The organism is Halorhodospira neutriphila (assembly GCF_016584055.1).
Taxonomy (GTDB): Bacteria; Pseudomonadota; Gammaproteobacteria; order Nitrococcales; family Halorhodospiraceae; genus Halorhodospira; species Halorhodospira neutriphila.
Genome location: NZ_NRSH01000001.1, coordinates 1 through 20,133 on the forward strand (window position 1 = coordinate 1; position 20,133 = coordinate 20,133).

Below are 20,133 nucleotides of genomic sequence, written 5' to 3' on the forward strand. Positions count from 1 at the left end.
CGGCTGTTTTTCGCCCTCTGGCCGCCGCCGTGGCTGCGCGAGGCCCTGGCCGCGCTCCAGCGCGAGCACCCCGGGCGGGGCCGGCCCGTCAGCGCCGAGCAGATGCACCTGACCGTTCTCTTCCTCGGCGCTGCGCAGCCGCCGGCGGCCGCCGCGGCGGGGGCCGCGGCGGCGCGGGAGGCCTCGGCCTTCCGGCTGGTGATCGACCGGCTCGGCTACTTCGCCCGCGCCCGGGTCGCCTGGGCGGGGGCGGAGGCGGCGCCGGCGCCGCTGGCCGATCTCCACCGGGCCCTGCGCCGGGAGCTGCGCCGCCGCGACCAGCCCTTCGACGGCAAGCGCCTCCACCCCCACATCACCCTCTTCCGCAAGGCCGCGCCGCCGCCGCGCGGCGCCCTGGAGACGCCCCTGGAGTGGCCGGTGGAGCGGCTGACCCTGGTCGCCTCCGAGCGCGGCGTGCAGGGGGCGAGCTACCGGGTCGAGGCGGCCTGGCCCCTCGGCGGGGGCGCGGATGGGGCAGGCGGCGGGACCCTGTTAGAATAGGATCAAGCTCGGCCGGGGGCGGCGCCCGGGTGATGCCCCCGCCCGAGTATGGGATAATTGCTCGTTCTCAAAGCGGGGCGCGGGCCGGCGGCAGGGAGGCTGTCCGGTAGAGGCGCTTCAGCTCCTCCCCGCCCGTGCGTAGGGCCACTAGGCGAAGCAGGTGAGCAAGGCAATGGATGAGGATCGCAAGAAGGCGCTCGGCGCCGCGCTGGGCCAGATCGAGAAGCAGTTCGGCAAGGGGGCCGTCATGCGCATGGGCGACGCCCGCGCGGTGCGCGGCGACGTCGCGGCCATCTCCTCGGGCTCGCTGGCGCTCGACGTGGCGCTCGGCATCGGCGGGCTGCCCCGCGGCCGCGTGGCCGAGATCTACGGCCCCGAGTCCTCGGGCAAGACGACGCTGACCCTGCACATCATCGCCGAGGCGCAGAAGGCCGGCGGCACGGCGGCGTTCGTCGATGCCGAGCACGCCCTGGACCCGGACTACGCCGAGGCGGTGGGGGTGGACATCAACGACCTGCTCGTCTCGCAGCCGGATACCGGCGAGCAGGCGCTGGAGATCGCCGACATGCTCGTGCGCTCCGGCGGCGTCGACGTGCTGGTGGTCGACTCGGTGGCCGCGCTCACGCCCAAGGCCGAGATCGAGGGCGAGATGGGCGACTCCCACGTCGGCCTGCAGGCGCGGCTGATGTCCCAGGCCCTGCGCAAGCTCACCTCCAACATCAAGCGCTCCAACACGCTGGTGGTCTTCATCAACCAGATCCGCATGAAGATCGGGGTGATGTTCGGTTGCTTCTCCTACGACTCCCAGGTGCTGCTGGCCGACGGTAGCCGGGAGAAGATCGGCAAGCTCGTCAACCAGCAGCAGCCCGCCGAAGTGCTCTCCTACAACTTCGAGCACAAGTCGTTCGAGGCGAAGCCCGTCACGGACTGGCACGTCAACGGAGAGACGGACGCATTCCTGCAGTTCTTCGTGCAGAACCCCACGGGGAACGGCCGTCGCGGGTTCTCCTGTACGCCGGATCACAAGATCTACACGCCCTACGGCTGGCGTCCTGCCAAGGCGCTGCAGCCAGGCGACGAGATCTCGGCCTGCACCGAGGAGGTGGCGCTTACGGACCATCAAGAGCAGGTCGTGATCGGCGCGCTGCTCGGTGACGGGAACATCACCCAGCGGAGCGAGCAGACGGCCTACTTCCGGGAAGAGCACGGCCCCCGTCAGGCTGAGTACGCGGAGTGTCTCGCCGAGGAGCTCGGGGATATCGTCTCGAACGTCGCTACGACGCCTCGCGGCACAACCGTCGTAGAGACCCGGCACCTGCTGCGCCTTGGCGATCTGGGCGGGCTTTTCTACCCTGAGCAAGCGCAGAAGGTCGTGCCCGAGTCCATCGTCGAGCACATCACGCCCCGGGCTATCGCCCACTGGTACTGCGGTGACGGCTCGCTCCAAGCCGGTACCTCGTACTGGCGCGGTAAGGCCTATCAGCGACGCCCTGTCGCGAGCCTCTACGTGAACGGGTTCACGGACGCCGAGAGCCAGGAGCGTATTGACCGTATCTTTGCGCGGTTCGGTATCCAGACGAGCTGGCGCCAGTGCGGCGAGCATCGGGTCATCACCTTTAGTGTCGCCGAGTCGCAGAGGCTGTTTGAGCTGATCGCGCCCTTCGTGCCCGGGCCGATGGAGTACAAGCTGCCCGCCGAGTACCGTGGCCGCTACCATCGCCGCTCAGGCGAGGAGGGCCCGAGCGAGACAAGCCCGGTCCTACGGCCGATGCGCGTCAAGGAGATCCGGACGCGGGTGCCCTACCGGGATGGCCAGCGCATTAGCCGGCGGCGCTTCGATATCAGCGTGGCCGATAATCACAACTACTTCGTCGACGGCTGCCTCGTCAGCAACTCGCCGGAGACGACGACGGGCGGCAACGCCCTCAAGTTCTACTCGACGGTGCGCCTCGACATCCGCCGGGTGGGCGGGATCAAGAAGGGCGACGAGGTCCTCGGCAACGAGACCCGCGTGAAGGTCGTCAAGAACAAGATGGCGCCGCCGTTCAAGCAGGCGGACTTCGAGATCCTCTACGGCGAGGGGATATCCCGCGAGGGCGAGATCATCGACATGGGCGTCAGCCAGGGGATCGTGGACAAGTCCGGCGCCTGGTACAGCTACAACGGCGAGCGCATCGGCCAGGGCAAGGACAACGCCCGGCAGTACCTGCGCAACAACCCGCAGGTGGCCGCCGAGATCGAGCAGAAGATCCGCGAGCAGGTCCTCGGCGCCCCCGGCGAGGCCTCCGCCTCCGAGGAAGAGGGCACCGGGGACGAGGCGTGAGCGAGGAGCCGGGCGACGAGCCGGCGGCCCGCGCCGCCGCCCTGCGGCTGCTCGCCCGGCGCGAGCACACCCGCCGGGAGCTGCTCGACAAGCTCGCCCAGCGCGGCTTCGCCGAGGCGCAGGCCGCGCCGGCGCTCGATGCCCTCGCCGAGGAGGGGCTGCTCGACGAGGCCCGCTTCGCCGAGGCGTTCGTGCGCAGCCGGATCCAGCGCGGCCACGGGCCGGTGCGCATCGAGCAGGAGATGCGCCGGCGCGGCCTGCCGGGGGCGCTCGCCGACGAGGCCCTCGCCGCCGCCGAGGTGGACTGGCAGGCGCAGGCCCGGGCGGTGCGCGCCCAGCGCTTCGGCGCGCAGCCCCCGGCGGGGCGGCGCGAGGTCCAGCGCCAGGCGCAGTTCCTGCAGCGACGCGGATTTACGGCTGAGCAGGCGCGGGCCGCCACGCTCGGCGCGGAAGACGACGACGAGAAGGGACCCGTATGGGCGGAGAGATGACATCGGCGCAGCTGCGCGCCTCATTCCTGGAGTTCTTCGAGCGCCGGGGCCACACGGTGGTGCCGAGCGCGCCGCTGGTGCCGGCCAACGACCCGACGCTGCTGTTCACCAACGCCGGGATGGTCCCCTTTAAGGAGGTCTTCCTCGGCCGCGAGCAGCGCGGCTACAGCCGCGCGGCTACCAGCCAGCGCTGCGTGCGCGCCGGCGGCAAGCACAACGACCTGGAGAACGTCGGCTACACGGCCCGGCACCACACCTTCTTCGAGATGCTGGGCAACTTCTCCTTCGGCGACTACTTCAAGCGCGAGGCCATCGAGTACGCCTGGACCTTCCTCACCGAGGTCATCGGCCTGCCCGCCGAGCGCCTCTGGGCGACGGTCTACGAGGACGACGACGAGGCGGCGCGGATCTGGCTCGAGGAGATCGGCATCGATCCGGCGCGCTTCCGGCGCATCGGCGCCCACGACAACTTCTGGTCCATGGGCGATACCGGCCCGTGCGGGCCGTGCTCGGAGATCTTCTACGACCACGGCCCCGAGGTGCCGGGCGGGCCGCCGGGCTCCGAGGACCAGGACGGCGACCGCTACATCGAGGTCTGGAACCTCGTGTTCATGCAGTACGACCGCGACGCCGAGGGCAACCTCCACCCCCTGCCGAGCCCCTGCGTCGACACCGGCATGGGCCTCGAGCGCCTCGCCGCCGTGATCGAGGGCGTGCACAGCAACTTCGAGACCGACCTGTTCGTGCCGCTGATCGACGCCGCCGGCGAGATCGCCGGGGTCAGCGACCGCGGCAACGCCTCGCTGAAGGTCATCGCCGACCACATCCGGGCCTGCGCCTTCCTGCTCGCCGACGGCGTCCTGCCCGCCACCGACGGGCGCGGCTACGTCCTGCGCCGGATCATCCGCCGCGCCGTGCGCCACGGCTATCAGCTCGGCATCGAGGAGCCGTTCTTCTACCGCCTCGTCGACCCCCTCGAGCGGGTCATGGGCGAGGCCCACCCGGAGCTCGCCGAGCGCCGCGAGCTCGTCGAGAAGATCCTCCACCAGGAGGAGCGCAGCTTCCGCGAGACCCTCGAGCACGGCCTCGCCCTGCTCGACGACCACCTGGCGCAGGCCAGCGGCGAGGTCATCGACGGCGACGTGGTCTTCAAGCTCTACGACACCTACGGCTTCCCCGTCGACCTGACCGCCGACATCGCCCGGGAGCGGGGGCTGGCGGTGGACCACGACGGCTTCGAGCGGCGCATGGCCGAGCAGCGCGAGCGCGCCCGGGCGGCGAGCCGCTTCGGCGGGCCGCGCCAGGAGGTGGTCGACGCCGGCGAGAGCCGCTTCACCGGCCACGAGACCCTCGAGGACACCGGCGAGGTCACCGCCCTCTACCGCGACGGCGAGTCCGTCCAGCACCTCGAGCCGGGCGAGGAGGGCATGGTGGTCCTCGACCGGACGCCGTTCTACGCCGAGTCCGGCGGCCAGGTCGGCGACCAGGGGGTGATCGTGGCCAACGGCGTGCGCTTCCGGGTCGAGGACACCGTCAAGCAGGGCGAGGCCCACGGCCACCTCGGCCGGCTCGAGCAGGGCCGCCTCGGCGTCGGCGACCAGGTCCACGCCCAGGTCGACGAGGGCACCCGCGAGGCCACCGTCCGCAACCACTCGGCCACCCACCTGCTCCACAAGGCGCTGCGCGAGCTGCTCGGCGACCACGTCCAGCAGAAGGGCTCGCTGGTGGCGCCGGACCGGCTGCGCTTCGACTTCGCCCACTACGAGGCGCCCTCGCGGGAGCAGCTCGAGCAGATCGAGCGCCGCGTCAACGCCCAGATCCTCGCCAACCTCCCGGCCGAGGCCGAGCACATGGCCTTCGACGAGGCCGTGCAGACCGGCGCCATGGCGCTGTTCGGCGAGAAGTACGGGGACACCGTGCGGGTGGTCTCCCTCGGCGACTACTCCCGCGAGCTCTGCGGCGGCACCCACGTGCGCCGCAGCGGCGACATCGGGCTGTTCAAGATCGTCGAGGAGACCGGCGTGGCCGGCGGCGTGCGCCGGATCGAGGCGATCACCGGCGAGCGCGCCGTCAACTGGGCGCAGGAGGTCGACGGCCGGCTGCGCCGGCTCGGCGAGCTGCTGCGCGTCAGCCCCGAGAACCTCGAGGTCAAGGCCGAGCAGCTCGCCGAGCGCACCCGCGAGCAAGACAAGGAGATCGAGCGGCTCAAGCAGAAGCTCGCCACCCAGGCGGGGCGCTCCCTGGCCGACGAGGCCCAGGAGGTCGCCGGCGTCCGGGTCCTCGCCGCCCGCGTCGAGGGCAGCGGCAAGGGGCTGCGCGAGACCCTCGACCAGCTCAAGAACCAGCTCGGCAGCGGCGTGATCCTGCTCGCCGCCGTCGAGGGCGAGAAGGTGCAGCTCGTCGCCGGCGTGACCAAGGACCTGACCGGCCGGCTCGCCGCCGGCGACCTGGTCAACCACGTCGCCATCCAGGTCGGTGGCCGCGGCGGCGGCCGGGCGGACTTCGCCCAGGCCGGCGGCAAGGAGCCGGAGAAGCTCGACGAGGCGCTGCGCTCGGTGCCGGCGTGGGTCGAGGCGCAAATCGATGAATAGTACGCCTTTCACAATCGCCAGCGATTGTGTTTAATAGGCGCCCTTTCGGAGCCTGAGGATCCTATGGGCCTGATCGTACAGAAGTTCGGGGGTACCTCCGTCGGGACGACGGAGCGCATCCAGGCCGTCGCCGACAAGGTCAAGGCGAGCCGGGAGGACGGCGACGACGTGGTGGTCGTCGTCTCGGCGATGAGCGGCGAGACCAACCGCCTGCTCGAGCTCGCCGAGGCCGTCCACGCCGATCCGCCGGCCCGCGAGCTCGACGTCCTCCTGTCGACGGGCGAGCAGGTGACCATCGCGCTGCTGACGATGGCCCTCGAGCAGATCGGCTGCCCGGCGCGCTGCTACACCGGTGCCCAGGTGCGGATCCTCACCGACAGCTCCTTCAGCCGGGCGCGGATCCTCGACATCGACGCCGAGGTGCTGCGCGACGACCTCCAGGAGGGGCGCGTCGTGGTGGTGGCCGGCTTCCAGGGGGTGGACGAGGAGGGCGCGCTGACCACCCTCGGCCGGGGCGGCTCCGACACCACCGCCGTGGCCCTGGCGGCCGCCCTGGAGGCCGACGAGTGCCAGATCTACACCGACGTCGACGGCGTCTACACCACCGACCCGCGCGTGGTCCCCGAGGCGCGGCGCCTCGACTCGATCACCGTCGACGAGATGCTCGAGCTCTCGAGCCTCGGCTCCAAGGTGCTCCAGATCCGCGCCGTCGAGTTCGCGGGTAAGTACCGGGTCCCGCTGCGGGTGCTCTCGAGCTTCGAGCCGGGCCCGGGGACACTGATCACCTACGAGGACAACGAGATGGAAGAGCCGCTGATCTCCGGCATTGCGTTCAACCGGGACGAGGCCAAGGTGGCGGTCATCGGCGTGCCCGACACCCCCGGCATCGCCGCCGATCTGCTCGGCTCCGTGGCCGGCGCCAACATCGAAGTGGACATGATCATCCAGAATATCGGCCAGCAGGGGCTGACCGACTTCACCTTCACCGTCCACAAGCGCGACTACGAGACCACCCTCGACCTCGTCCAGCGCAAGGCGGAGGAGCTCGGGGCCCGGCAGGTGGTCGGCGACGACAAGATCGTCAAGATCTCCCTGGTCGGGGTCGGCATGCGCTCCCACGCCGGCGTGGCCAATACCATGTTCAAGGCGCTCTCCGACGAGGGCATCAACATCCAGATGATCTCCACCTCCGAGATCAAGATCTCGGTGGTCGTCGACGACAAGTACCTCGAGCTCGGGGTGCGGGCCCTGCACAAGGCCTTCGAGCTGGAGAACGTCACGCCGGTGGCTGAGCTTGAAGGCCTCTCGGAGAGCTAGACTGTCTAGGAAACCGCACCGTAAGAGTCTTGAGGAGTACGAATCGATGCTGATACTCACACGGCGGGTAGGTGAGACGCTGATGATTGGCGATGAAATCAGCGTCACCGTGCTCGGGGTCAAGGGCAACCAGGTCCGCATCGGGGTGAATGCGCCGCGCGACGTCTCCGTCCACCGCGAGGAGATCTACGAGCGCATCCGCCACGAGAGCAGCGAGGAGGGTACGCCCCCTCCCACCCCTCCGGAGGACAGTTCCGGCTCCAAGATCGAGTGACGGGTTTACCTCGCCGGGGGGTATCCCTTAGAGTAATGCGTGCTGGAGAGATGGCCGAGCGGTCGAAGGCGCTCCCCTGCTAAGGGAGTAAGGGCGAAAGCCCTTCGAGGGTTCGAATCCCTCTCTCTCCGCCATATCTTTATTGACTAGCATCGTAAAAACGCTATAATAGAGATCTTTACGCGCCGGTAGCTCAACTGGATAGAGCATCTGACTACGGATCAGAAGGTTGGGGGTTCGAATCCTCCCCGGCGCGCCAAACAAATCAAGGGCTTACGCCAAAAAGCACCTCGCGGATCTGGCACAAAATTGCAATCTGGCACAAAACGCCAGCCGCAAGCCCTCCGTAAGCCCGCTCGCTGTCCCTAGCACAGCGCTCGACGGCGCGGCCCTTGGCCGCGCCGTTCGTCGTTCGAGGTGCGGTAAAACGTCGCACCTAGCGCAGCGGCTCGACGAGCTGCCCAGCCCGGTCGCGCAGGTAGATCTCCGTGGTCGTCCAGCTGGCGTGGCCGAGTAGGGCCTGGGGATCGTGGCCGGCCCGCTGCAGGTCGGTAGCCGCCTTCGCCCGGATATCGTGGAAGCGAAAGCGCTCCACCGCCCCCTCCTTGACCGCCCGGTTCATCAGCCGCTGCCAGTTCGTGTTGAAGCCGTTCACGGTGTACCCCGAGCCGTCCGGCTTGCACACCAGCGGGTAGGCGCCCCCACGGGGCCGGTCCTTGAGCAGCCGGTCGACGACGTCGCGCACCGCCTCGGTCATGCGGATGATCTGGGGGTGGCCGGTCTTCGACTGGCGCAGGTAGATGCCCTCGGCGTCGATATCGCCCTGGCGGATCGCGAGCAGGTCGCCCCGGCGCTGGCCGATGAGCAGCGCCAGGTCCAGGATCGCCTGCATGTGCTCGTTCGCCAGCGCCTTGACGCGCAGGAACTCCTCGTCCGTGACGTAGCGCGTGCGCTTCCCCTCCTTGTTGTACCGCACGCCCTCGCACGGGTTGTGGTGCACCAGCTCGCGGTCGCGGGCGCGGTTGAACACGGCGTAGCAGGTACTCCCGAAGTTCCCAGCTGGCGAGCGTGCCTTGCTAGTAGGCGGCGCCCTCGAGATCGCGGTCACCGCGCTGACCCGAACTCACCAAGGCGATGCCCGTGGTCGTGGCGCCGGGGTCGAAGCGCAGTGCCGTGGCTGCACTGTCGAGGCCGCCCGCACCCGGTCCAGCAGCCGGATGACGAACGGCTCACGGCGGACCACCCGCGCCCGCCCCTGGCGGAGTAGCCGCCGGGCGCGTGGCGGGCTACTCGACGCGCCAGGTGCGCGGGTTGCCGTCCTGGTCGATGCGGGTGGTGAAGCGCATCTCCGGGGGGCTCCGGCGCAGGCGCGTCACCGCCCCGCGCAGGTTCCGCAGCGCCCGGCTGCGGTCCTCGTACTGGCGGAGCACGAGCGACTGCCCGACCTCGAGCTGATCGAGGGGGTAGCGCATGGCACGGGCGGCCGGTGCGGGGACGTCACTCTGGATCTCGTACATCGATCTCCCTCCTTTTGCCGATGACTGCGTGACGCACGCTACGCCTCGGCCAATGGGGACTACGACGTAGGGCGGGCGTAGCGGAACGTGCCGAGGTCATGCAGATCGTTGTGGGCAGCGCGGATGATATTGGCGGTCGTCCCGGCGCACTGCTGCCGGCGGAAAAGCTCGGCGGCAGACGCCGTGACCCGTTGCGACATCGATTCCAGGGTTTGCGCGGGGATGACCGTCGTTGACAGACTGCACTAGCAGGTTGTAGGCCGAGGTGTTAGCGACTATCCAAACTACAAGCCTTCACAGAGCGTGGGGTATTGCGCAGTGGGGGATGTTTGGGGAAGATTGGCATGAATTGCGCTCAAAGGAGGAGCTATGCATTTTCTAGCCTTTTTGCTTGATTTATCTTCCCTCTTTACAGTCGATATTGGCGTTGTGGCCTGGAGGTTTTCGAGCGGTTAGCGCTGATCATCAAGGCCCTTTGGTAAGGCATCTTCTAGGATTTTCTTTGTGCCATTTTTGATGACTTCGTCAAAGGGATAACTGTCCGCATCGAGATGTTCTTTTTGTGTGGATGGAGATGTAAATGGCAAAAGCGAGCAAAAAAACACAAAAACGAGTAGCCGAAAGGCTAATTGAATACACCGAGAACATGGAAGATTGGGCGCAACCTACAGAAAAAATTCGACGCCTTAGTGCGCACGGTGCCAATAGCTTCCTGATTGGGGTTTTGTTTGATCGTAAAATAGAAGCTGAGTCTGCGTGGGAGGCGGGTGAATGGATATCTTTGATTTTGGGAGACAATTCCGATCCTTCAGTTTTGTGGAACAATATATATTCGCTTGATCTAAAAAAACTGAAAGGCTTTGTGCGGTATGGATACGGGGGTCAGCCTTTCCATAGGTTTTGGAAAGAATTCGCGAAAAATCTCAGAGAAATGGCAAGATTGCTTATTGAGAATTATGATGGGGATCCAAGAAAAATATGGAATAGCCAAAGAGATGTAGAATATGTCCGGTCTCTTCTTGAAGAATTTCCGGGGATCGGAGACGCATTGTCTCGTATGGCAGTTCTTATACTTGTTCGAAATTATGGCCTCATGGGGGGTCAAGAGAGACTGCCTGACCTAGACGTCAAGCCGGATAATCAACTGAGGAAAGTTTTTTCTCGTGCCGGCCTAATAGACGACGTAGAAGACCATGAGGCTGCAATACTAGCTGCTCGGCGTTTATCGCCAGATTTTCCTGCTTTGCTTGATCCTTCAGCATGGGAAATTGGGAGAAGCTGGTGCGGAATAACAAACCCTAATTGCGAAGAGTGTTATATAAATGATGTATGCCCTAAGCATTTATGATGGGTATAGTTCCTAGAGATTGGTTGTTGCGACCTGCGTAATTATATAATGCCAAGGAGTTTATGGCTTGTGTAGCTCAACCTCCAAGCGCAACACCCACGCCAGTGCGGGGTAGGATGTAGCGATGAGCAACCGATACCAGCACCTCAATACCAGGAGCGCGCCGTCATCTTGAGTAAGCGTTGTCGAGACAGCAGTAGGCGCTGGAGTTCAGAACGCCCGAGGAGGCCATGACCGAAGAGCTTCAAGCTTTATCGAAGGCTGTTGCGCTTGATTTTTGAGACCATATTTATAACTAAACTGGAATACTTAACAATCGCGTCAATGGGGTTGGTTTGTTCTGGTACTTTCTGCAAACCGGCCAATTACGCTAGCGTTATGTCTCGGGAGCCAAAAAGAAGGTGGGGAGTAACTAAGCGATGAGCATTTATAGAGAATGGGGGTTCAGTGACAACCCGTTCCAGACGAATGTTTTGCCACCCAGTGAATTAGGACGAAGCCTTTTGGTGGGGCGAGAAAATGAGTGGTTTAGACTTAGAAAGAAGCTAGAAAACCCACCGAGGCTTCCAACTATAGAAGGGCTCAATGGCGTCGGAAAAAGCAGTCTAGTTAATGTGGCGTCCTTTGATTGTTATGAAGCATTCTTGAGAGACCCTGAAAAGCCAATGCTTCTCCCATGTCGGAAGTTGTTTCAACTAAACCCTCAGGTAGACTTGGAAGTATTTGTAAGTGATGTTTATCATGAGGTCGTGCAAACTCTGATAGAGCAGGCGTCTTATATAGAGGGTGGGCATATTGAGGTTGATCCCGCGAAAGAAAAACTGGATAGATGGCTAAACTCACCCCTTTACCATACCTTCAATGCCGGTGGGGCGGGGGCTTCGTTTGGGTATGGAACGATAGCTAACCTTAGCGACGGGTTTAGCCGGAGTGGATTTATTCGTGCCGCTAGAGGCTGGCTAGAGGAAATTTTTCCCACTCCTCAAGAAGGTGCCGTCGTTTGTGTAATTGATAACTTAGAATTACTACAAACGTCCGAAAAGGCAAGGGAGCAATTAGAGGCGTTGAGAGATGAGCTTCTCAGTGTTCACGGCCTTAGATGGGTCTTGTGTGGTGCATTAGGGATAGTGTTGGGCGTAGCGGCTTCACCAAGGCTTGAGGGAGTGTTAGAGCCACCAATTGAAGTTGGCGGAGTTGAAAGCGAACGTGTCACCGAGGTCTTCAATTCACGAATTGAGACTTTCAGGGAGAGCGAGCATTTCTATATCCCAATAATGCCAAATGATTTCCAAAGGCTTTATAGGATTCTTTTTTATAACCTTCGAAGCTTATTAGGGCACATTGATTCGTACTGTCAATGGGTGGCAGAAGCCTCCGAACAACCGCCTATTTCCGAGGACGAGAAGGCACGATGGTTTGAGGAATGGCTCCGCGAAGCCTGTCAAAGTGCATATGAATCAGCAAATTCTCAATTGAAGCCGCGTGCTTGGGAGGTTTTTGAAGATGCCATTGCTATTGATGGCTCCTTTAGTCCTAGCGATTATGAGGATTTTCGATTCAATAGTGTTGCTGCTTTCCGGCCTCATGTGAGAGATCTTGAAGCGGCAGGGCTTGTGGTAAGCACGCAAGATGAAGGTGATAAGCGCCGTAAAACAATACAGGTCACACCTAAAGGATGGTTGGTACAGGAAGGGATGCGGAGGGCATAAAAAACTATCAACCGGGGCAGCTTAAGGTCCGGCTCCTTCGTCACTGCGTTTTAAGCTGCCGTTTTGTGCTGTAGGTGTCATACTCGGAGTGCGAATATGTCAACACCGCAATGGGTCAAAAAGCTCGGAGGGCATGCAGGAGAACTCTATGTTGCGGCGGAGCTGTCGAAGCGTGGGGTTCCGAACGCCCTGTTGCCTGAGAACTTCTCGGACGACGATATTATGGCCGGTGGCAAGGATGAGATGCAGCTGTGCTTTATCCAGGTGAAATCGTGCCATCCTGAGAGGTCAAAGTCATTTATTCTACGTGCCGCCCAGGAGCAATGGGAGGAAGCGCCGGAGAATCAGTTCTTTGTCTTTGTGTGGCTTGGGGCGCCGGGAAAGAATGAGTCCCCGCAGTATTGGGTCGCCCGAAAGCATGAGGTAGGAGTGGCTTGCAGGCAGCACCCGGCCCACGGAACATCAAATTGGGACGTCGCTTTGAAGCCCGAGATCTTCCACCAGAGTGGCATAACACGTGGGCCACAATTGAGTCTTACGTGAAGAGCACATAACTATCGGATGGAGAAGTGATAGGCCGTAGGCTCAACCTTCAAGCGCAACACGCCCAACTTGATCACCGTTTGCTATCTGATTGGCGGCAAGCTTACCCATCTGCCGGCGTCACCCTACACATAACATGTAGGCTAGCTGCTGCCTGATCTGATGAATCAGTCAACCACACAATCCGGAATGGCGCCGACAATGTCAGGTGATGCCCGCAACCCGGATTATTCACGGCAGGCGGCCAAATAGGTTGGCGTGACGCCGAAAGCTCTGGACAATCATGAAGATGGAAAGTCCACGGACCAGAGCCGACGCCACGCCATGGGTGAAACGCTACCGCTCTTCCAGCCATCGTTCAACAAGGCCCTTCGGGTCGAGGCTCGCCCCGAGCGGCTGAGCTCCGACGCCGGGGTGCTCCTGCAGCGCGAGGCCCTGGAGCGCACGGGCCTCATCGAGTGGATGACCCAGCGTCTCCAGGACCCACGCGATCCGCTCCGCGTCTGGCATCCGCTCAGTACGCTGCTGCGCGACAGCCTCACGATGATCGGCCAGGGCTGGGACAGCCAGGGGGATGCCGAGGCCCTCCGGGACGACCCGATGCTCGCCGCCTGCGGCAGCAACCGGCGCGGTGAGCAGGTCGTCGATCGGCAGCTCGCCTCGCAACCGACGCTCTCGCGGCTGCTCGACCTCCTCGCCGACGAGCAGAACCCCCGAGTTCGGCAGTTCACTCTGTGAGTTGCCCTTCTCAGATGCTTTAACCGGCTGAGATTGCTTAGATAAGGCGAGGTGCGCCGGAGGCGTCCTGTTGTGACACGCACGTAGGACATGGCATCTTCATGTCATGCGTATTGAATTGTTAGTGTTGTGCTATGTTCGTGCGCGTGACCAAGTCCGGCCCCCGGCGTTACCTCCGCCTCGTCGAGGGCTACCGCGACACCGAGGGCAAGGTGAAGCAGCGGGTCGTCGCTAATCTCGGGCGGCTCGACCAGATCGGCGAGGAGGAAATCGATAGCCTCATCCGCAGCTTGCAGCGGGCTGTAGGCCGATCGGAGCCCGACCCGGAGACGCCGCAATTCGAGCGTGCCCGCGCCTACGGCGATCTCTGGGCCTTGCACCAGATCTGGCAGGAGCTGGGCCTGGATGAGGCCCTGCGCCGCGCGCTTCGCTCTTCCCGGCGTGCCTTCGATGCCGAGGGGCTGATCCGCGCCATGGTCTTTAATCGTCTGGCCGCACCGCGCAGCAAGCGTGGGGTCCTGGAGTGGCTGCAGGAGGATGTCCGGATCCCGGGGCTGCGGTCTGAGCAGCTTCGCCACGACCAGCTCCTGCGGGCCATGGACGCGCTGATGAGCCACTCGGAGCGGGTCGAGCAGGCCATCGCCGCGCAGCTCAAGCCGCTGCTCGACCAGGATCTCAGCGTCGTGTTCTGGGATCTCACCACGGTGCGCATCCACGGGGATCGCGAGGTCGCTGGCGATCTGCGCCAGCACGGGATGAGCAAGGATACCGGCGGTATCAGCCGACAGTTCGCCCTCGGGGTCGTGCAGACCGCCGACGGGCTACCCATCGCCCACGAGGTCTTCGAGGGCAACGTCGCCGAGACGCGCACGCTGGCGCCGATGCTCCGCCGGCTGCTGGATCGCTACCCGCTGAAGCGGGTCGTCGTAGTCGCCGATCGCGGCCTGCTCAGCCTCGACAACGTCGACACCCTGGAGGCCCTGGCCGAGCAGGAGGGGCTGGCCGTCGACTATATCCTCGCCGTGCCGGGGCGACGCTACGCGGAATTCACGGACATCATGGCCGAGCTGCATCCGCAGCTCGCCGAGGCATCCGAGCAGACCGGGGCGGAGTCGGTCACCGAGACCGCCTGGCAGGGCCGGCGGCTTGTGGTGGCGCACAATCCGGAGCGCGCCGCCGAGCAGACCCGCGCCCGGCGGCGCAAGGTCGAGCGCCTTGAGCAGCTCGGCCAAGCCCTGGCGGAGCGGCTGGACAACCAGGACGCCGGCCGTCCGGGGCGCGGACGGCGCTCAACGGATCGCAGCGCCCATCGGCGCTTCCACCAGATGGTGCTCCGCCAGCAGATGAGCAGCATCGTCCAGGCGGATCTCGGCGCCGAGACCTTCCGCTACGACATCGACGAGGCGGCCTGGGCGGCCGCCGAGCGCATGGACGGCAAGCTGCTGCTGGTCACGAGCCTGGAGGCCTACGAGCCGACCGAGATCACCGCGCGCTACCGGGCCCTGGCGGATATCGAGCGCGGCTTCCGGGTACTGAAGAGCGATATCGAGATCGCCCCCGTTTACCACCGCCTGCCGGAACGGATCCGGGCCCATGCGCTGATCTGCTTCCTCGCCTTGGTCCTGCACCGGGTGCTGAGGCAGCGCCTCAAGGCTTCCGGCAGTGAGCACTCCCCGCAGCACGCACTGCGGGTCCTTCGTCGCGTTCAGCAGCATCGGGTCAAGATCGCAGGCCGGAGCTACGAGGGGGTGACTCGGCCCGATGGGGAGCAGCTCGAGCTGTTCCAGCAACTCGGCGTGGAGGTGCCTCAGAGCCCCGCTTGAGAGCCGTGTTGTGACAAATTGCGGGTTAGCGATACCCGCATATCAATAAGTTAGGCGCATAACTGCCGAACTCGGGAGAACCAGGCGGTGCTCGACGAGGCGCTGCTCAAGCTCGTTGAGCAGCGCGTCCGCGCCCGCAGCCAAGGCGCTCGGACGCGGACGATGACCATCGACATCGATGGTGTCCCGCTGCAGGCCCACGGCCAGCAGCCCGGCAGCGCGTTCAATGGGCACACTGGGCAGCGCCAGCATGACCCGCTGTTCGCCCTCTGCGCCGAGACCGGCGACCTGATCGGGGTGCTGCTGCGCCCGGGCAACGCCGGGCCGGCGAGCCAGGCGGCGGCGTGGATCCCGAAGCTGGTCGAGTACCTGCGTGCGCACGTTGCCCGCCAGGTGCGGGTCCGGCTGGACGCGGGCTTCGCGGATGCCGCCACGCTCGCCGCCCTGGATGCGCACGGCATCGGCTACATCGCCCGGCTGCCACGCAACGCGGCGCTCGAGCGCCGCTTCGAGCCGCACCGCTACCGCCGGGGACGCCCCGCCAAGCGGGAACGGGAGTGGACCGAGGCGTTCGCGTACCAGGCGGGCACCTGGGAGCGGCCCCGCCGCGTGGTCATGGTCATCCGTGAGCGCCCGGGCGAGCTCTTCCGGGACGCGTTCTACCTGGTCACCAATATCCAGGGCAGCCAGCGCTTCGTCCGGCGCCACTACCAGCAGCGCGGTAAGGCCGAGGCGCACTTCGGTGAGTATAAAGACGTCATGGGCGAGTCCCTGCCCTGCACCCGCCGAGGCCGAGCGACGGAGGCGCAGGCGTTCGCCCGCAGCCAGGCGCTGCTCACCCTCCGGGCGCTCGCCTACCAGCTCCTCCATGTGCTGCGCGACAGCCTGGAGCGCGGCACCGGCGACGGCTGGAGCCTGCGCCGGCTGCGCGAGCAGGTGCTCAAGAGCGCGGTGCGCGTCCAGCGCCATGCCCGGCGGCTACACGTCATCCTGGAGCGGCGGGCCGCCTCCCACTGGCGCGCCTTGCTCCGGCGCCTGCCCAGGGTCTACCCGGCCCCTGGATAGCTTGCAGCGTGAGGTACAAGCCGGCCGCGTCAGGCCGCTGGCGTGCCCGGCGGTGGGCCGTTATGGCCTCATGCCGCCGTGCAGCCTTCGGGGAACGGGAAACCGGCCCGAGAGAGCACCTGGAGAACGCCCCTGCAGCCGTGAGCGGCCCAACTGCTGGCTACGAACTGACCAACCACCGCCATCAACAAGGCCGCATCTTGGCTCTTACGGCCTTCTCGTGAATACGGCAGGCTCACGGCCTTCTCGTGAATACGGCAGGAATAGTGTTCAGCCACGCTTTATTTTGTTCTGCTATGTCTTTCTTCAATCGTTTGAAGAATATTTTCGGACGGGGTGGCGTAAAAGCCACGCGGGCTTTTTAGTGGTATATCGTCAATAATTTTCGAGAGTTCTTCTCCGTTTTTTACTTTTGTGATGTTGTCTTTATTATTGGAATCATTGAAGTATCCTGGGTTTTTTGGGTTATCGATAATTACAGCACGGCATCCGGCAAGGAGTGATTCAATTAATGCAGTTGAGCTAAGCCCTAAGGCGACCGATGAAGTTATTAGATGTTTTTCTAATTTTGTGTTTTTTTCAATGCGCCAGTTTTTTTCGCAAGTTCTTTCCTTCATTTTTTTGTGTAGCAAGGAACTATTTTCTTTGGGGTGTGGGCGTATTATGATTTCCCAGTCTGGCCTTTTTTGGGAAAAATCTGACGCAACCTCTATAATAATTGAAGTGAACAACGGTTGCGATAAAATAAGGAGTTGCTTGGGTCTTTTTAGGTGTGTTTCGTTTTGTTCGGCTATTGACTCCTCGAGTCGTTTATACCCTACTATATGAACTTTGCAAGCTCTTGGAAAGCTGACGTGTTTGAACCACTCTGGGCCAAAAGCTAAAAACTCATCCGGAAAATAAGGAACATGACTCCAGTCGCTATAGTCGTAACCAAGGTGGCCGCGCCCAAAAGCGCCGTGTTGAAATTCAATTGTTTTTATATCTAGCTCTTTAGCTGCTGCTATCAGTTCCTCTAGTCCGTATGAGCAACCTGTATATAAATACTCTGGTTTTGCTCGATCCAAAAAAGCGGAGTATATGTATTTATTTCCTTTGAAGTTCTTTACTGTGTTATATACCAAATTTTCGAGCTGTTGATAGGATTTTGTGTTGCCAATAAAAATTTTTTCTTCAATTCCTTTTATTTTTTGTTTGTCTTTTTTTGTTAATCTAACTTGCATCGTAGTGCCTAAGATAGATCCTAGTAGTCTGAGCGCAGTAAGTGAAGGGGGGCCATAGAATGAGTTTGGTTTGTCAAGAGAGTTCTTTTCCAAGATTAATGATTTTTCTTTCTGTGAAGGATCCCATAACTGAGAAGCGATTGGGTGAATTTTTTCTCCCTTGTGGCTTGTTTTTCGAATTCCTGATATGATAATACGTTTAGTTTTAGATTTCTTGAAAAAAAAGGGGTTTCTAAATGATAACAATTTCCATGATTCTGTGTATTTTCTTATTTTTGAAGATTTGGGGAGTTCTTGATTTATGTTTTTTAATAGATCTAGTTGGTCACGGTATTCATTGAATAAGTTAAAGCGCAGAACTTTCCATATGTGAATGCCTTCAATTTTCCAGTCTGGCAGACTTAGTTCTTTTTCTATTTTTTCAAATTCTTGTAAAGATTCTTGAAAGTTAGTTGGTAAAGAAGAGTGAGTCATATTTTGTCTCTATTTGTAGGCGATTGTATTAATTGAATTTTGACGGGGGATCCGAAATCTATATTAGCGATTGCATAGGCACCCAATAGAGCTTCATAGTATTTTGGCTCCAACCCATACCCCGGCCGCACCGATTTCACATTCTCCGACGTAAAAACCTCTCCGGCCTTCATGTCTTTCGCCACGTACAATGACCGTCGTAATGGCCGCTGCGTTGCCTCACTCTCCCGCGGCCCCTCGCGCACGCAGCCCAGCGCTTGCCAAGCAGTACGCGTCTGCTCCACCAGATCGCGCAACTCCTCCGGCTCCAACGAGAATGCCGCATCAGGCCCGCCATCGGCGCGGCGCATGGTGACGTGCTTCTCGATCACGCAGGCACCCAGCGCGGTGGCCGCCACCGGCACGGCCATCTCCAGGGTGTGGTCGGAAAGGCCCGGCACCACGCCGTAGCGTTCGCCGAGGACGGGGAGGGTGCGCAGGTCCGCCTCCTCGGGTGGAGTGGGATAGCCGGAGGTGCAGTGGAGCAAGCAGATCTCCTCGCAGCCGGCACGGCGGGCGGTAGCCACGGCCTCCATCACCTCGGTGCGGGTTGCCATCCCCGTGGACATGATCAGGGGGCGCCCCTTGCTGGCGGCGTACTCGATCAGCGGCAGGTCGACGAGCTCGAAGGAGGCGATCTTGTAGGCGGCCGGCTCGAAGTCCTCGAGGAAGTCCACCGCCGTTGCGTCGAAGGGCGAGGAGAAGACTGTCAGTCCGCGCTCACGGCCACGCTGAAAGAGCGCCTCGTGCCACTCCCACGGCGTGTGCGCCCATTCGTAGAGCTCATAGAGGCTGCGGCCGGCCCACGGGCCTTCAGTGAGCTGGAAGTCCGGCCGGTCGGAGTCGAGGGTCATGGTGTCGGCGGTGTACGTCTGGAGCTTCACCGCATCGGCGCCGGTCTCGGCGATGGCGTCGATGATGGCCAGCGCCTGCTCCAGGCTGCCGTTATGGTTCGCTGACAGCTCAGCGATGATGTAGGGCGGATGGCCCGAGCCGATGGGCCGGCCCTCGAGCTCGAAATGGGGTGATGCGGTCTGGGTCATGGGCCCGCTACCTTGCTGATGGGTCGTGGATCATGTATTGGGCGCCGTCTGCTAGTTCCGCGACCGTGCGGAAGCCGAGGCGCTCGAAGAAGTTTGGTATGCGCGTCGTCAGGCTGATGACGCCGGGGTTGTCGGCGAGCAGGGTCTCGACGAGCCGCTCGCCAAGCCCGATCCCGCGGCAATCCGGGTCGACGGCCAGGCTCTCCAGGTGCCCACCCTTGCTGTGCCGCGCGCAGTAGACCGTGCCGACGATGGCGTCATCCTGTTCCACGGTGTAGAGCGGATCGCCGGGCCGGTAGAGCGCGCACATCCGGTCGAAGACGTCGCGCGGCGGCTTGGGGTAGCAGCGGTCGAGCAAGGCCTTAAGACCCCCCCCGTTGTGTGGGATATGGTGCTGCCGGTAGATGGTAAACGTCCCGACGAGCCGATCCGATTCCATCTGGACCCGGGAAAGCTCCATCCGGTGCCCATGCACGTCGAGGAAGGCGCGCGGGTACCCCTCGGCGTCGAGCATGCGGATGAAGTCGAAGAAGTCGTTGAGGTCTTGGACCGATGCCTCGGCCAAGTCGCTCTCCTCCGGCTTGCGGCGCCGGAAGACCACCGGCTCTCCCTCCTGGGGGTGCGGCTCGGGCTCATCCTGGATGATGGCCTCGATCATCGCCTCGATCTCACTGGCTGCCCGCAGGAAGATCTCCGAGGCGGACCCTTCCAGGCAGAGTGGGCGCTTGAGGTAGACGGGCCCGGCGTCCATCTCCTGCACGCAGCGCAGCGCCGTGAGCTTCGTCTCGTGGTGACCGCGCTGGATCAGGTTCTGCAGCGGGCTTCCGCCGCGCCCGTAGGGCAGGTCGGTCATGTGGAAGATGACGCACTCGTAGGCTTGGTGAATCGTCTCCGGCACGAGGTACGACCAGTGCGGGAAGAAGACGTAGCGCGGTCCGATCTGTTCCAGGCGCTCGGGCGTGAGCTCCTCCTTCCGCGTGATGAGGTGGAACGTATGCCCGGTCCGCTCGGCCAGGCGCTGGGCCATGACCTCGTTCCACGGGCGGGAGGTGGCGATGACGTAATCCATGGGGCT

17 protein-coding genes, 2 tRNA genes and 3 pseudogenes are annotated in these 20,133 nt (G+C 62.8%); 16 read left to right on the forward strand and 6 right to left on the reverse strand.

Features of this window, described 5'->3' with window-relative positions:
- The 10 genes and pseudogenes from thpR to CKO13_RS00055 form a co-directional block, all read left to right on the forward strand.
- On the forward strand, nucleotides 1–540 hold a 540-nt coding region (gene thpR / locus CKO13_RS00005), incomplete at its 5' end, for an RNA 2',3'-cyclic phosphodiesterase (protein WP_200255645.1).
- 172 nt (nucleotides 541–712) lie between these two features.
- A pseudogene (gene recA / locus CKO13_RS12860) lies at nucleotides 713–1,327 on the forward strand (recombinase RecA); the annotation flags it as partial.
- A pseudogene (locus CKO13_RS12865) lies at nucleotides 1,319–2,410 on the forward strand (hypothetical protein); the annotation flags it as partial. The pseudogenes recA and CKO13_RS12865, both read left to right, overlap by 9 nt.
- Nucleotides 2,411–2,434: 24 nt before the next feature.
- A pseudogene (locus tag CKO13_RS12870) lies at nucleotides 2,435–2,863 on the forward strand (recombinase RecA family protein); the annotation flags it as partial.
- The gene (locus tag CKO13_RS00030; RefSeq protein WP_338034546.1) at nucleotides 2,860–3,354 is read left to right on the forward strand and encodes a regulatory protein RecX; all 495 of its coding nucleotides are present in this window, start codon (nucleotides 2,860–2,862) and stop codon (nucleotides 3,352–3,354) included. The pseudogene CKO13_RS12870 and the gene CKO13_RS00030, both read left to right, overlap by 4 nt.
- Nucleotides 3,351–5,945, forward strand: a complete 2,595-nt coding sequence (gene alaS, locus CKO13_RS00035; protein WP_200255696.1) for an alanine--tRNA ligase — start codon at nucleotides 3,351–3,353, stop codon at nucleotides 5,943–5,945. Before CKO13_RS00030 ends, alaS begins: the two co-directional genes overlap by 4 nt.
- Nucleotides 5,946–6,008: 63 nt before the next feature.
- Nucleotides 6,009–7,262 carry an aspartate kinase gene (locus CKO13_RS00040; protein ID WP_200255646.1) on the forward strand — a complete coding sequence of 418 codons (1,254 nt, stop codon included), beginning with the start codon at nucleotides 6,009–6,011 and terminating at the stop codon, nucleotides 7,260–7,262.
- A gap of 46 nt (nucleotides 7,263–7,308) precedes the next feature.
- On the forward strand, nucleotides 7,309–7,536 hold the full coding sequence (gene csrA / locus CKO13_RS00045; RefSeq protein ID WP_200255647.1) for a carbon storage regulator CsrA: 228 nt from the start codon (nucleotides 7,309–7,311) through the stop codon (nucleotides 7,534–7,536).
- A gap of 44 nt (nucleotides 7,537–7,580) precedes the next feature.
- Nucleotides 7,581–7,670 (forward strand) — tRNA-Ser (locus CKO13_RS00050).
- A 48-nt stretch (nucleotides 7,671–7,718) separates the two neighbouring features.
- Nucleotides 7,719–7,795 (forward strand) — tRNA-Arg (locus CKO13_RS00055).
- A gap of 177 nt (nucleotides 7,796–7,972) precedes the next feature.
- Here the strand turns inward: CKO13_RS00055 and CKO13_RS00060 are convergent.
- From CKO13_RS00060 to CKO13_RS00070, 3 genes are all read right to left on the reverse strand, one after another.
- Nucleotides 7,973–8,566: a tyrosine-type recombinase/integrase gene (locus tag CKO13_RS00060; protein WP_200255648.1), complete on the reverse strand. Its 594-nt coding sequence runs from the start codon at nucleotides 8,564–8,566 to the stop codon at nucleotides 7,973–7,975.
- 93 nt (nucleotides 8,567–8,659) lie between these two features.
- Nucleotides 8,660–8,779: a hypothetical protein gene (locus CKO13_RS13035; protein ID WP_420827047.1), complete on the reverse strand. Its 120-nt coding sequence runs from the start codon at nucleotides 8,777–8,779 to the stop codon at nucleotides 8,660–8,662.
- Nucleotides 8,780–8,822: 43 nt separating this feature from the next.
- On the reverse strand, nucleotides 8,823–9,053 hold the full coding sequence (locus CKO13_RS00070; protein WP_200255649.1) for a hypothetical protein: 231 nt from the start codon (nucleotides 9,051–9,053) through the stop codon (nucleotides 8,823–8,825).
- Nucleotides 9,054–9,633: 580 nt separating this feature from the next.
- Between CKO13_RS00070 and CKO13_RS00075 the strand changes: the two genes are divergently transcribed.
- The 6 genes from CKO13_RS00075 to CKO13_RS00100 all read left to right on the forward strand — a co-directional run bounded on the left by CKO13_RS00075 (nucleotide 9,634) and on the right by CKO13_RS00100 (nucleotide 16,279).
- Nucleotides 9,634–10,401 (forward strand): hypothetical protein, encoded by a 768-nt coding sequence (locus CKO13_RS00075; RefSeq protein ID WP_200255650.1) that lies wholly within the window; start codon nucleotides 9,634–9,636, stop codon nucleotides 10,399–10,401.
- 419 nt (nucleotides 10,402–10,820) lie between these two features.
- Nucleotides 10,821–12,110, forward strand: a complete 1,290-nt coding sequence (locus CKO13_RS00080; protein WP_200255651.1) for a helix-turn-helix domain-containing protein — start codon at nucleotides 10,821–10,823, stop codon at nucleotides 12,108–12,110.
- A gap of 96 nt (nucleotides 12,111–12,206) precedes the next feature.
- The gene (locus CKO13_RS00085) at nucleotides 12,207–12,653 is read left to right on the forward strand and encodes a hypothetical protein (RefSeq protein WP_200255652.1); all 447 of its coding nucleotides are present in this window, start codon (nucleotides 12,207–12,209) and stop codon (nucleotides 12,651–12,653) included.
- A gap of 324 nt (nucleotides 12,654–12,977) precedes the next feature.
- A complete protein-coding gene (locus CKO13_RS00090; RefSeq protein WP_200255653.1) occupies nucleotides 12,978–13,391 on the forward strand; it encodes a transposase in 414 nt (137 codons plus the stop codon).
- A gap of 134 nt (nucleotides 13,392–13,525) precedes the next feature.
- Nucleotides 13,526–15,214, forward strand: coding sequence for an IS1634 family transposase (locus CKO13_RS00095; protein ID WP_200255654.1), 1,689 nt, complete (start codon nucleotides 13,526–13,528; stop codon nucleotides 15,212–15,214).
- Nucleotides 15,215–15,301: 87 nt separating this feature from the next.
- Complete coding sequence (locus CKO13_RS00100; RefSeq protein WP_200255655.1) at nucleotides 15,302–16,279, forward strand: IS1380 family transposase; 978 nt, start codon at nucleotides 15,302–15,304, stop codon at nucleotides 16,277–16,279.
- 281 nt (nucleotides 16,280–16,560) lie between these two features.
- Here CKO13_RS00100 and CKO13_RS00105 read toward each other — a convergent pair whose 3' ends face one another.
- The 3 genes from CKO13_RS00105 to CKO13_RS00115 are packed head-to-tail and all read right to left on the reverse strand — an operon-like array spanning nucleotide 16,561 to nucleotide 20,127.
- Nucleotides 16,561–17,976, reverse strand: coding sequence for a glycosyltransferase family protein (locus CKO13_RS00105; protein WP_200255656.1), 1,416 nt, complete (start codon nucleotides 17,974–17,976; stop codon nucleotides 16,561–16,563).
- Nucleotides 17,973–19,058 (reverse strand): pseudaminic acid synthase, encoded by a 1,086-nt coding sequence (gene pseI / locus CKO13_RS00110; RefSeq protein WP_200255657.1) that lies wholly within the window; start codon nucleotides 19,056–19,058, stop codon nucleotides 17,973–17,975. Before pseI ends, CKO13_RS00105 begins: the two co-directional genes overlap by 4 nt.
- Before the next feature lie 7 nt (nucleotides 19,059–19,065).
- Nucleotides 19,066–20,127, reverse strand: coding sequence for a GNAT family N-acetyltransferase (locus tag CKO13_RS00115; RefSeq protein WP_200255658.1), 1,062 nt, complete (start codon nucleotides 20,125–20,127; stop codon nucleotides 19,066–19,068).
- Between the last annotated feature and the right edge of the window lie 6 nt (nucleotides 20,128–20,133).